The sequence below is a fragment of the Ruegeria sp. BHSB172 genome (assembly GCF_059613165.1).
Map to the genome: position 1 here is coordinate 156,291 of NZ_JBXWRZ010000002.1, position 12,444 is coordinate 168,734.

Below are 12,444 nucleotides of genomic sequence, written 5' to 3' on the forward strand. Positions count from 1 at the left end.
GGGGGATCAGGGGCGCGGGCTCAAGGTTGACTTGCCCCGCGAACCCCGGGCAATGAGACGCACATGCAGGCTGTTTTGAACTTTCCCGATTTGTCGCCCGAGCTGTTCTCGATTTCCGCCTTCGGGGTGGAATTCGCGCTGCGGTGGTATGCGCTGGCCTATATCGCCGGCATCCTGATCGCGTGGCGCATGGCGCTGATGGCGCTGCGGCGCCCGGCCCTGTGGCCCCATCAGACCCCGCCGATGCGCCCCGAGCAATTGGAGGACCTGATCACCTGGATCATCCTGGGCGTGATCCTGGGTGGTCGGCTGGGTTTCGTGCTGTTCTATCAGCCGGGATATTATCTGAGCCATCCGCTGGACATTCTGAAAGTGTGGCAGGGCGGCATGTCATTCCATGGCGGGCTGTTGGGCGTGGTGACCGCCGCATATCTGTATGCGCGGCGCAACACGGTGCCGATTCTGCCGCTGGCCGACCTGATCGCGCACACCGTGCCGCCTGGGCTGCTGCTGGGGCGGCTGGCCAATTTCGTCAATGCCGAGTTATGGGGCCGACCCAGCGACCTGCCTTGGGCGGTGATCTTTCCGGGAACGGAGGCGCAGGATTGCGCCAACGTAGCCGTCGGGATATGCGCCCGCCATCCCTCGCAACTGTACGAGGCCGCGCTCGAAGGGCTGCTGTTGGGCGCGCTTCTTTTGTGGCTGGTCTATCGGCGCGGGGCGTTTCACTGGCCGGGCCGGGTTATGGGCGTGTTCCTGGCGGGCTATGGTGCGTCGCGATTCATCGTCGAGTTCTTTCGCCAGCCCGATGCCCAATTCGTCTCGCCCGGCAACCCGCTGGGTCTGGCCTTGCATGTCGGCGGCTATGGCCTGACCATGGGCCAGTTGTTGTCCCTGCCGATGATCGCGCTCGGCCTGTGGTTCGCGCTACGCGCCCGGAGGGCGGGATGAACCTGCGAGACCATCTGATTGCCCGCATCCGGCAGGACGGGCCGATGAGCATCGCCGACTACATGGCCGAGTGCCTGCTGCATCCGACTTACGGCTACTATACCACCCGCGACCCTCTGGGCGCGCAGGGCGATTTCGTCACCGCCCCCGAAATCAGCCAGATGTTCGGGGAACTGATCGGGTTGTGCCTGGCCCAAGCCTGGATCGACCAGGGCAAGCCGGATCGGTTTGCGCTGGCCGAACTCGGCCCCGGGCGCGGCACGTTGATGGCCGACATCCTGCGGGCCACCAAGGGGGTGCCGGGGTTTCACGACGCGGCACAGGTGGTGCTGCTCGAGGCGTCGCCGGTGCTGCGCGGCCTGCAGGCCGAGGCGCTGGCGGGGCACGCGCCGGACTGGATCGTACAGGTTGGCGCGTTGCCGGACCTGCCCCTATACTTGGTGGCCAACGAGTTCTTTGACGCCCTGCCCATCCGCCAGTTCCTGCGCGACGGCGACGGCTGGCGCGAGCGCCTGGTGGGGCTCAAGGGCGACGATCTGGCCTTTGGCCTGGGCGCACGGGCAGCGCAGCCGGCGTTGACCGCGCGGCTCAAGGACACGCGGGATGGCGATCTGGTCGAACTTTGTGCCGCCGCTGTTCCCGTCGTCACCGAGATCGCCCGCCGGATCCGCACCCATGGCGGCGTGGGCCTGATCATCGACTATGGCGACTGGCTTTCGCTGGGCGACACGTTCCAGGCCCTGAAGGGACACGAACGGGCCGACCCGCTGGCCAGCCCCGGCCAGGCCGATCTGACGGCCCATGTGGACTTCGAGCTGCTGGCCCAAGCCGCCCGCGCCGCGGGCTGCGCCCATACCCGGCTGACGCCGCAAGGGGTGTTCCTTGAACGGCTGGGCATCACCCAGCGTGCGCAGACTTTGGCAGGCCCGCTGACGGGCGATGCGCTGAACATGCTGGTCGCCGCACATCGACGGTTGACGCACCCCGAGGAAATGGGAAACCTGTTCAAGGTGCTGGGCCTGTACTGCAAACCCGCAGCACCGCCACCGGGACTCGAGCCATGACACTGGAAATTCTGACCTCGGACTTGCTTTCACCTGTTCGACACGGTTTCTTCAGCCGCCGCGGCGGCGCATCGTCGGGCATATTTGCGGGACTGAACTGTGGGCTGGGGTCCTCGGACCAGAGCGAGGCGGTCGCGCTGAACCGCCGCCGCGTGGCTGCTGCGATGGAGATCGCGCCCGAGGCGTTGATCGGTGTTCACCAAGTACATTCGCCTGCCATCGTCACGATCGAAGGACCGATCCTTGGCGACAAACCCAAGGCCGACGCGATCGTGACCGCCACGCCGGGTCTGGCCCTGACTGTACTGACCGCCGACTGTCAACCGGTGCTGTTTTCCGATCCTGAAGCAAACGTGATCGGCGCCGCCCATGCCGGCTGGCGCGGCGCTTTGGAAGGCGTGCTCGAGGCCACGCTCGACACGATGGAGACGCTGGGCGCCCGACGAGCAAACATTCGGGCGGTGATCGGGCCCACGATCTCGCAACGCGCCTATGAGGTAGGCCCCGAATTTTTGGACGATTTCATCGCCGATGATCCTGACAACACCCGCTTTTTCGCGAATGGCCAAGGTGACCGGATGCTGTTCGACCTGCCGGCCTTTGGGCTGCACCGGCTGCGGCGGGCCGGCGTCGGGCATGCCGAATGGACGCGCCACTGCACCTATTCCGACCCGGAGCGGTTTTATTCCTATCGACGCGCGACCCATGCGGGCGAAGCCGATTACGGGCGACTGATCTCTGCGATCCGGCTGTAGACTTCGGCGAAAATTTGTTCCGACGCCCCCTTTTCGCCACAATTCCGTGAAAACATCGAAGGCGGAATCAGAAGAGTTTTCGGACGGTTATCAAAGCTTTGGACGCGGGGCCTCGTCCGTATGGCTGACCGATAAAAAAAGAGGCGCGTAAAGACCAAACACATCCCATCTCCAATTGATCCCAGTGCGGCCATATCAGTGCCGCAATGGTCCGGAATTCTCAGCGGGAAACGGGCGACCCCCACAAAAACGGGTGATCCCCACAAAACTGCGCAGGATGTGACATGAAGTCGAAATCGCGTTTTCTTCGCGGCGTCATAGCCGCGACATCGAACCAAAAGCTGGAAATGCCCTGGAAACGGGTATCCAGCAGATCCGTCAGGGTTGCGCGCCGTCTGGCACTGCAGTCCTGATCCGGACAGCGATCCTGGGCAAGCTGCCTGCCCATGGTCGCCTGCGCATCTCGGGCCTGCCCCGACCGGATGCGCCGTCCGCGCACTGAATGCGCGGAGAAATGTGCCAGGGGCATGAGTGCGTGGACAATTTCGTCCGCGGTTTACGAGTTTGTCTGGGGGGTCAATGATTTGACCGAATGTATGACGTGTATTTTCTGCACTGCCTGCCCGGGTTGTTGCCGGGCCACGTATCACTCCTCGAGACAGGAATACGAACCGTCAGACGCGAATGCGGCCACGCTGCAATCGCCCAGATGGTCATTTGAGAGGATCAAGATTTCATGACTTTTCCAAATTCTCTGATGCGCGCAGCGAGAAACGCTATTGAAACAGCACCGTTGACGCAAAGTGGCGATCAGCCCGGCCACGCGCCCCGGCCGCAGCTGCGCCGCTACGAAGTCAGCGCCCTGCTGGCAAATGGCGACATTTCGCAAACCAGGCATATCGCGCCCGCTCTACCGGTCTTCGAAGACGCCTTCTGCGCGTTTTCCCGCGGGTCGCTGTTGGAGACTGAACACGGGCCTTTGGCAATTGAGGATCTTCTGCCTGGCGACACGGTGCTGACCCATGACGGGACATCGCAGACGGTTCTATGGAAAGGGTCGGTCACCCTGATCCCGGGGCGTCCCGACGCGCGGGGCCGAACCCGCCCGCTGACGCGGATCATGGCCGACGCCTTCGGGCTGCAAAAACCGCAATCCGGCGTAATCGCAGGGCCCGCGGCACGCCTTTTGGCCACACCCGCGCATTTGCGGCACCTGAACAACGGTCAGCCGATGCTGACCCCAGTGGATGAATTCCAGGACGGCATGAACGTGATCGAGACCTTGCCGCCGACCCCAGTCGAGTTGTTCCACATCTGCCTTAGGCGCCATGCAGTGATCAACGTGGACGGCCTGCAGTTCGAAACCTACCACCCCGGCCTGACGGCTTTGCGGATGATGACCCCCGCCTTGCGGGCGGTCTATCTCAATCTGTTCGCGCACGTCCATTCAATCAACGACTTCGGACCGCTGGCCATGGAACGCGCTCGAGACGGAGAAATGGACTCGATCATCGCCTGAACAATCTACTTACTACTTTAAACTGCATCAAAGTGGGGGAAACATGCAGATCTTGATCAGTTGGGCCATTTCGTTGGCCATCGCCGCTATCTTGCCGCCTTGCGCACCGCAAACGGCGCAGGCCGGGGTCACGCCGTCCGGTTCATCCGTTCTTCCAGCACGTCGAACGGGACGCCCGGTTCGTCCTTGGCGCCGCGGATGACAAGCGAGGTCTTGACGCTGGCCACGTTGGGCGTGGTCAGCAACTCGCCCGTCAGGAACTGTTGAAAACTGCTGAGGTCGGGGGCGACGCATTTCAGGATGAAGTCCACCTCGCCGTTCAGCATGTGGCATTCCCGGACCAGCGGCCAGTCGCGGCAGCGGTCTTCGAACGCCCGCAGTTCCGCCTCGGCCTGGCTTTCCAGTCCCACCATCGCAAAAACCTGAACTTCGAATCCCAGCTCGCGGGCGTTGACCTCGGCGTGGTAGCCGCGGATGTACCCGGCCTCCTCGAGCGTGCGCACGCGGCGCAGGCAGGGCGGCGCTGAAATTCCAACGCGTTTTGCCAGTTCGACATTGGTCATGCGCCCATCCGCCTGCAATTCTGCAAGGATCTTTCGGTCGATCTCATCCAGCCGTGTCGTGACCATGCGGTGCTCCTGAATTTTTCGGTTCTTATATCAGCACCCAGGCTGCGCGCAATATTCTTTCGCATCTGCGCAATTTTCTTTTCGCGCCGACCCTGCCCGCCCCGCCTGACGCAGGCGTGACAGGAAGGGGCTTTAAGCCGTGCGATGCCACCGCTATATCGAGGTCCGGCGCCCGCGACGGGCACAGGCAAATTCGAGTGGGGATTCCATGGCCGAGACACGACACACAAAGGTTCTTATCATCGGATCGGGGCCTGCCGGATACACCGCGGGCATCTATGCCAGCCGCGCGATGCTGAACCCGATTCTGGTGCAGGGCATCGAGCCGGGCGGCCAGTTGACCACCACCACCGAGGTCGAAAACTGGCCCGGCGACACCGAGGTTCAGGGCCCGGATCTGATGGTGCGCATGCAGGATCACGCCAAGGCCATGGGCTGCGAGGTGATCGGTGACATCATCAACGACCTGGACCTGTCCAAACGTCCTTTCACCGCCAAGGGTGACAGCGGCACGATTTATTCTGCCGACGCGGTGATCCTGGCGACCGGTGCGCGCGCCAAATGGCTGGGGCTGCCGTCGGAGGAGAAATTCAAGGGCTTCGGTGTTTCGGCCTGCGCCACCTGTGACGGCTTCTTCTACCGTGGGCAGGAGATCGTGGTGATCGGCGGCGGCAACACCGCCGTGGAAGAAGCGCTGTTCCTGACCAATTTCGCCAGCAAGGTCACGCTGATCCACCGCCGGGACGAGCTGCGCGCCGAAAAGATACTGCAAGACCGCCTGTTCAAGAACGAAAAGATCGAGCCGCTGTGGTTCCACGAACTGGAAGAGGTGTTCGGCACCGAGGATCCGCTGGGCGTCGAAGGCGTGCGGGTGAGAAACGTCAAGACCGGCGAGATCACCGAGATCCCCTGCAAGGGTGTGTTCGTCGCCATCGGCCACGCACCCGCCAACGAGCTGGTCAAGGACGTGCTGGAAACCCATATGGGCGGCTATGTCAAAACCAAACCCGGCACCACGCAGACCTCGATCCCCGGCGTGTTCGCGGCCGGCGACCTGACCGACCATGTGTATCGGCAGGCGGTGACCTCGGCCGGAATGGGCTGCATGGCGGCGCTGGATGCCGAACGGTTCCTGGCCGAACAGGAATGACCCCTAAAACGCGGCACGCAGGTGCCGCGTTTTTTTTTCGTTTTGCCCTACGCTTGACCCGGGGTACCCCCGCGCCGCAGACTTACGGCACGCACGTAAGAAACGGGTGATAGATTGGGCAACCCTCTTTGGCAGGGCAGTTGGACGACCCGCCTGCGCATCGCTAGCGGCTTGGTTCTGTTCACCTTCGCCTTCTTTCATTTCCTGAATATAGGGCTGGGTCTGTTTCACACCGACCACCTGCACGGGATGCAGGATGCGCGGCAGCAGGTCACCCGGCATGTTCTGGGTGGCGTTCTGCTGTATTCTGCACTGCTGACCCATGCCGGGCTTGCCCTGGTGTCGATCGCCCGGCGCCGGACGCTGCGCATGCCTTTTCAAACAGCCCTGCAAGTGGTGCTGGGACTGTTGATCCCCCTACAGTTGATCTCGCATATCGTGCACACGCGCTATGCGCATGAGGTTTTCGGCGTCAATGACGAGATGGGTTACATCATCATCCTGATGTGGCCCAACGTGGCCATCTGGATGCAGAGCACGTTGATGCTGGTGGTTTGGATCCACGGCTGCATCGGGCTGCACATGTGGCTGAGACTGACCCGCTGGTGGGGCAAGCTGGTGCCCTATCTGATCGGCGTCGCCGTGTTCATTCCCGGCTTTGCCTTGGCCGGCCTGCTGACCGAGGGGCGGCGCATCTGGGCCGATTTCGCCGTTCCCGACCTGCGCGAGCAGTATGTCGAACATTACAACTGGCCCCGCCCCGAAGCCTTTGAAACCATGCTCAGAGTGAAAGACAACGCGCTGATGGTGTTCTGGGTGGCGCTGGGCGCGGCGCTCGCGGTGCATTTCGGGCGCAAGATATGGCGCAGGCGGCATTCGGTCCGGGTGCGTTATGTGGACGGCCCCGAGGTGGTGTCGGAAAAAGGGCTGACCCTGCTGGAAATCTCGCGGGCCAACGGCGTTCCCCATACCGCCCTGTGCGGCGGCAAAGGGCGATGCACCACCTGCCGGGTGATCGTCGAAGACGGCGCGGACCGGCTGCCCGCGCCCAGCTCGTCCGAGGCGCGCAGCCTGAAGGCTGTTGGAGCCGCCGAACGCACGCGCCTCGCCTGCCAGGTCCGCCCCCAGGATCCGCTGACCGTGTTCCGGGTGTTCCGGCCCGACGGCGGGCGGCAACGCGCCCATGCCAGCCAGGGGCAGGAATGGAAACTGGCCGTGCTGTTTCTCGACATGCGCGGCTTTACGGCGCGCACCACCGGGCAACTGCCCTACGACATCGTGTTTCTGTTGAACCGGTTCTTCGATGCGATCGTTCCGGCCATCACCGCCGACGGGGGCACCGTCGACAAATACATGGGCGACGGGTTGCTGGCGGTCTACGAAACGGCGGATGCGGCCAGTTCGGCCCGGGCCGGATTGAAGTCCGCCGCAAATATCAGCCGGGCCCTGCAGCGGTTCAACCAGAAGCTGGCTGCGGAAAACAGCCCCGAGATCCGCATCGGCATGGGCCTGCATCTGGGCGATCTGGTCCTGGGCGAAATCGGTGCTGCCGGTCATGCAGCCCGCACGATCATCGGCGACGCGGTCAACGTGGCCAGCCGCCTGGAGAGCGAAACCAAAGCCCTTGGGGTCGAGCTTCTGGCCTCGGAGATCGTGTTGCGCGCGGCGGGGGTCGCGACCGATGCGCTGACCTTGCGAAGTTTCCTGCTGCGCGGCGTGTCGGAACCGCTGGCCGCGCTGGCGGTTGAACGTGCCAGCGATCTGAACACTTTGCTGGCGCCCGCGGAACAAATCATCGCCGACTGACCCGATTGTCGGCGATTTGCAGAAATCTGGCTACGTTCGCGAGATTTTCGGGGAAAATTCTTCCAAAACCGGCAAAAACCGCGCATATCCTCCTTTGTTTCATGAAACGGTGTGGACTTTGCTCACCGACCGGGGCACATGCCCCCACGGAACGCACCTGAATCACCAAGCAACCACACTGCGACAAGAGTATTGCAATGACGATGTTGAGTAATCTGGCCCCGATCCCGGAGCTGTATGTTTCTTATGAATCCGCACAGAAGCTGAAGGTCGAAGCCGCCGACCTGACCAGCTGGGATCTGACCCCGCGCCAGATTTGCGACCTGGAACTGCTGATGAACGGCGGGTTCAACCCGCTCAAGGGTTTCCTGACCCAAGCCGACTATGACAGCGTGGTCGAGAAAATGCGCCTGGCCGATGGCAGCCTTTGGCCGATGCCGATCACACTGGATGTCAGTGAAGAGTTCGCCGAACAGATCGAGCTGGGTCAGGACATCGCCCTGCGCGACCAGGAAGGCGTGATCCTGGGCACCATGACGGTGACCGACCGCTGGACCCCGGACAAGTCGCGCGAGGCCGAAAAGGTTTTCGGTGCTGACGACTTGGCGCACCCGGCCGTCAACTATCTGCACAACGTGGCCGGGAAGGTTTACCTTGGCGGTCCCGTGACCGGCATCCAGCCGCCGGTGCATTACGACTTCAAAGCCCGCCGCGACACGCCGAACGAGCTGCGCGCCTATTTCCGCAAGCTGGGCTGGCGCCGCATCGTCGCGTTTCAGACCCGCAACCCGCTGCACCGCGCGCACCAGGAACTGACCTTCCGTGCCGCGCGTGAGGCGCAGGCCAACCTGCTGATCCATCCGGTCGTAGGCCTGACCAAGCCCGGCGATGTCGACCACTTCACCCGCGTACGCTGCTATGAGGCGGTGCTGGACAAATACCCGGCCTCGACAACTACGATGAGCCTGCTGAACCTGGCGATGCGCATGGCAGGCCCGCGCGAAGCGGTCTGGCACGGCCTTATCCGCAAGAACCACGGCTGCACCCATTTCATCGTCGGCCGTGACCATGCCGGCCCGGGCAAGAACAGCCAGGGCGAGGACTTCTATGGTCCCTACGACGCGCAGGACCTGTTCCGCAAATACCAGGACGAGATCGGCATCGAGATGGTCGACTTCAAACACATGGTCTATGTGCAGGAGCGCGCCCAGTACGAACCCGCGGACGAGATCGAGGACAAGGACAACGTCACGATCCTGAACATCTCGGGCACCGAACTGCGCCGCCGTCTGCGCGAAGGGCTCGAGATCCCCGAGTGGTTCTCGTTCCCCGAGGTGGTCGAGCAGCTGCGCCGCCGCTATCCGCCGCGCAGCCAGCAGGGCTTTACCGTCTTCTTCACCGGTTTCTCGGGCTCGGGCAAATCGACCATCGCCAACGCTCTGATGGTCAAGCTGATGGAGATGGGCGGCCGTCCCGTCACGCTGCTGGATGGTGACATCGTCCGCAAGAACCTCAGCTCGGAACTGGGCTTCTCGAAGGAACACCGCGACCTGAACATCCGCCGCATCGGCTATGTGGCCTCCGAGATCACCAAGAATGGCGGCATTGCCATTTGTGCCCCGATCGCACCCTACGCGGCCACACGCCGCGCCGTGCGTGAGGAGATCGAGCAGTTTGGCGCCTTCTGCGAGGTCCACGTGGCCACCAGCCTCGAGGAATGCGAGCGCCGCGACCGCAAGGGCCTGTACAAGCTGGCGCGCGAAGGCAAGATCAAGGAATTCACCGGAATTTCGGACCCCTATGACGTGCCCGAAAACCCGGAACTGCGGGTCGAGACTGAGAATGTGGACGTGGACAACTGCGCCCACCAGGTTCTGCTGAAGCTGGAAAGCATGGGGCTGATCGCGGCGTCGTGATCCGAGCTGCCCCAAAGTTCAGAGGCCCCCGGTTTCCGGGGGCCTTTCTTTTTGGTCCGGCGCCAAAGGTGATCGTCAGCCGCGCAAGGCGTCACGCAGGGCCTGTGCCGCGCGGGTTTCGAAATCGCCGAACCACGCCGCCTTGTCCTGTATGGCCCGCAGATGCGGCAGGCGTGATTGATAATCCTCTTCGGACGCCGATTGAATCGCACGCTGGATATCGGCTTGGCTGTTACACAGGATCATGCCCTTGGTATCGAAAAAATCACCGATATTCGGGCAGCCCCAATAGATCGGCACGGTCGCGCACAGGATCGCGTCAGTCAGTTTTTCTGAAAAGTAGTTCCGCTCACGCACGTTTTCGATGATGACCGAATAGCGATAAGGCGCCAGCCCGTCGGATTTGCGCTCGAACGGGTTGTAGCCACGGCCCATGATGTCGACATCGGCCCCCGCTTCGCGCGCCCAGTCGATCACCGCATGGCGTAGCTGATGCCCCTCGAGATCGCGCTTGGCCGAGGCGATCAGCGAGCACGACCGGTGTTTGGTCACGTCCAAGTCGCGCCAATCGGGCACCTGGGTCACGCCATAGGGCAGGAACACCGCGTTGGGCAAGCTGTCCAGCAACACCTCGTGGAAGGTGAACACCCGGAAGAATCGCCGCCAGGTCCATCGCAGCATCCGGTCATGCTTGCCATGGATGGCCGACGGCTCGCCCATCATCAGAGATATCCGCGCCCGCGTGCCGCGCCGCAGCCGCAAATGCACAGTCGAGTTGGGATACATGAGCAGATGGTCCGATGGTGTCAGGTCACCCACGGTCTTGCCCGTCAACCGCTCGGGGCAGCCCAAAGGCCAGATCAGATCGGACAGCGGCACCGATGTCAGTTTCGGCCCCAGACGGTGGCCGTAGGGCAGGATCGCGATCGCAGATTCGGTCATTGCAGGGTGTCCGGCAGGTCGGTCTGGCCGCGCATCAGGACGAACCCGCACCCGGCGACCTTGATGCCCGTCATCGCATCCGGCGGCCCCACGCGGGTGACGACGGCCTGCCCCGGTCGGCCCATGTCGTGGCCCTGTTCGGCGACAAAGCTGTCCTTGGCCATAAGCCCGTATTTCCACAGATACGCCGCCATGGCGCCGGTGGCCGATCCGGTGAACGGGTCTTCCGGCGGGCTGGGCGGGGCCAGTAGCAGGCGCGAGAACGTGTCGCCCGCCTCGGTTGCGCCTTGCAGCGTCACCAGGAAAGGTTCGGCCATGTCGGCGCCTGAATAGCCCGCCGTCTGCGCCACTTGGCGCAGCGCATCCAGGTTCAGTTGTGCCGCGCGCAGGGCCGCGTGATCGCGCAGGACGGTAATGCAGAACGGCAGCCCGGTCGAAACCAACTGCGGCGGCGAAACGATCGCGCTGGCGGGCAGCCCGATGGCGGCCGCCACCAGCTCGGGCGCGACATGCGGGCCGAACTCCGGCGCGACCTGCGTCATCTCGATCTGGTCGCCATCCAAACGGATGCCCACGATCCCCGCACCGGTTTCCAGGGTCAGGGCGTTGCCCAAGATCAGCCCGCGACTGCGCATCGCGGCCACGGTGGCTATGGTCGGGTGACCGGCAAAGGGAATTTCACGGCTGGCCAGGAAATAGCGCACCCGGACATCGGCCACGTCCGAAGGGCCGGTAAAGGTGCATTCCACCAACGAGGTTTCGCGGACGAAGGCTGTGCAGACCGAAACGGGCAGATGTGCACCCTCATGCACGACCGCACAGCCATTTCCGCCAAAGGCGCGGTCGCTGAAGGCGTCCACCCAATCGAATTCGAACCAGCTCATGTGCCCTCGTGCCCTGTCGGTCTGCGCTCAGGGCCGGGCCCTGCGGGTGGGAGTATGTCCATTCGCGCGGCCTGAACTGCGCCGTCGCGGGCCGTGTCAGTGCACGGCCACCGGCGACAGGTCATGCTGGCGGGCCAGAACGAAGGCCAGCTTGCGGTCGGCAACCAGCGCCAATTGCTGCCCGTCCGAGTTGTGGACGGCATAGAGATGCTCCAGATCTCCGGCCTGCGCGCGCACCTCATGCGGCAGCTTGGCCACGTCCACGGCTTTCACATAGACGATCCGATCGCCTTCGGTGTTGATTTCATACGGTGTATTCATGGCTTACCCTTTCCTGATGTTGATCGTCTGCACCACGGCTTCCGGCACGGCGCGGGTCAGGTCGATGTGCAGCAGACCGTTTTCCATGATGGCCTCGCCCACTTCGACCCCGTCGGCCAGAACGAACATGCGCTGGAACTGACGGGCCGCGATGCCGCGATGCAGGAACACGCGCCCCTCGCTGTCGTCGCGTTGACGGCCCCGGATCACCAGTTGCCGATCCTCGATGGTGATCGACAGGTCGTCTTCGGAAAACCCGGCCACGGCCAGGGTGATGCGGTACGAGTGATCGGATGTCTGTTCGATGTTGTAGGGCGGATACCCTTCGTTTCCGGCCTTTGCGGACCGTTCCAGAAGGCGTTCCAACTGCTCGAACCCCAGAAGATGCGGGTATGAGCCAAGAGTAAGTTTTGACACGTTTTCTCGTCCTTCTTTGTCAAAGCGACGTGATGCGCGGCCCCAAGTCGGCAACCGCGCACATTAGAATATGGGGTGAAATACGGCCGA

12 protein-coding genes are annotated in these 12,444 nt (G+C 63.1%); 7 read left to right on the top strand and 5 right to left on the bottom strand.

Annotated elements, in window-relative coordinates; all coding sequences use genetic code 11:
* Positions 1–63 precede the first annotated feature (63 nt).
* The 4 genes from lgt (at position 64) to AC2FM3_RS01765 (ending at position 4,289) form a co-directional block, all read left to right on the top strand.
* Complete coding sequence (gene lgt, locus AC2FM3_RS01750) at positions 64–951, top strand: prolipoprotein diacylglyceryl transferase (RefSeq protein WP_496678581.1); 888 nt, start codon at positions 64–66, stop codon at positions 949–951.
* Positions 948–2,015 carry a class I SAM-dependent methyltransferase gene (locus tag AC2FM3_RS01755; protein ID WP_496678583.1) on the top strand — a complete coding sequence of 356 codons (1,068 nt, stop codon included), beginning with the start codon at positions 948–950 and terminating at the stop codon, positions 2,013–2,015. Before lgt ends, AC2FM3_RS01755 begins: the two co-directional genes overlap by 4 nt.
* Positions 2,012–2,770 carry a peptidoglycan editing factor PgeF gene (pgeF, locus tag AC2FM3_RS01760; RefSeq protein WP_496678585.1) on the top strand — a complete coding sequence of 253 codons (759 nt, stop codon included), beginning with the start codon at positions 2,012–2,014 and terminating at the stop codon, positions 2,768–2,770. The genes AC2FM3_RS01755 and pgeF overlap by 4 nt, the downstream gene beginning before the upstream one ends.
* Before the next feature lie 736 nt (positions 2,771–3,506).
* Positions 3,507–4,289: a Hint domain-containing protein gene (locus AC2FM3_RS01765; protein WP_496678586.1), complete on the top strand. Its 783-nt coding sequence runs from the start codon at positions 3,507–3,509 to the stop codon at positions 4,287–4,289.
* A gap of 128 nt (positions 4,290–4,417) precedes the next feature.
* Here the strand turns inward: AC2FM3_RS01765 and AC2FM3_RS01770 are convergent, their stop codons facing one another.
* Positions 4,418–4,918 (bottom strand): Lrp/AsnC family transcriptional regulator, encoded by a 501-nt coding sequence (locus AC2FM3_RS01770; RefSeq protein ID WP_005981568.1) that lies wholly within the window; start codon positions 4,916–4,918, stop codon positions 4,418–4,420.
* 208 nt (positions 4,919–5,126) lie between these two features.
* Between AC2FM3_RS01770 and trxB the strand changes: the two genes are divergently transcribed.
* From trxB to AC2FM3_RS01785, 3 genes are all read left to right on the top strand, one after another.
* The gene (gene trxB / locus AC2FM3_RS01775; RefSeq protein WP_496678587.1) at positions 5,127–6,068 is read left to right on the top strand and encodes a thioredoxin-disulfide reductase; all 942 of its coding nucleotides are present in this window, start codon (positions 5,127–5,129) and stop codon (positions 6,066–6,068) included.
* 114 nt (positions 6,069–6,182) lie between these two features.
* On the top strand, positions 6,183–7,874 hold the full coding sequence (locus tag AC2FM3_RS01780) for an adenylate/guanylate cyclase domain-containing protein (protein ID WP_496678588.1): 1,692 nt from the start codon (positions 6,183–6,185) through the stop codon (positions 7,872–7,874).
* A 197-nt stretch (positions 7,875–8,071) separates the two neighbouring features.
* Complete coding sequence (locus tag AC2FM3_RS01785; protein ID WP_496678590.1) at positions 8,072–9,790, top strand: bifunctional sulfate adenylyltransferase/adenylylsulfate kinase; 1,719 nt, start codon at positions 8,072–8,074, stop codon at positions 9,788–9,790.
* 75 nt (positions 9,791–9,865) lie between these two features.
* Here AC2FM3_RS01785 and AC2FM3_RS01790 read toward each other — a convergent pair whose 3' ends face one another.
* The 4 genes from AC2FM3_RS01790 to AC2FM3_RS01805 form a co-directional block, all read right to left on the bottom strand.
* On the bottom strand, positions 9,866–10,732 hold the full coding sequence (locus AC2FM3_RS01790) for a hypothetical protein (protein WP_496678591.1): 867 nt from the start codon (positions 10,730–10,732) through the stop codon (positions 9,866–9,868).
* Positions 10,729–11,616 (bottom strand): PhzF family phenazine biosynthesis protein, encoded by an 888-nt coding sequence (locus tag AC2FM3_RS01795; protein WP_496678592.1) that lies wholly within the window; start codon positions 11,614–11,616, stop codon positions 10,729–10,731. The genes AC2FM3_RS01790 and AC2FM3_RS01795 overlap by 4 nt, the downstream gene beginning before the upstream one ends.
* Before the next feature lie 96 nt (positions 11,617–11,712).
* The gene (locus AC2FM3_RS01800) at positions 11,713–11,937 is read right to left on the bottom strand and encodes a DUF1150 family protein (RefSeq protein WP_496678593.1); all 225 of its coding nucleotides are present in this window, start codon (positions 11,935–11,937) and stop codon (positions 11,713–11,715) included.
* A 3-nt stretch (positions 11,938–11,940) separates the two neighbouring features.
* Positions 11,941–12,354 (bottom strand): Hsp20 family protein, encoded by a 414-nt coding sequence (locus tag AC2FM3_RS01805; protein ID WP_149776452.1) that lies wholly within the window; start codon positions 12,352–12,354, stop codon positions 11,941–11,943.
* Positions 12,355–12,444 lie beyond the last annotated feature (90 nt).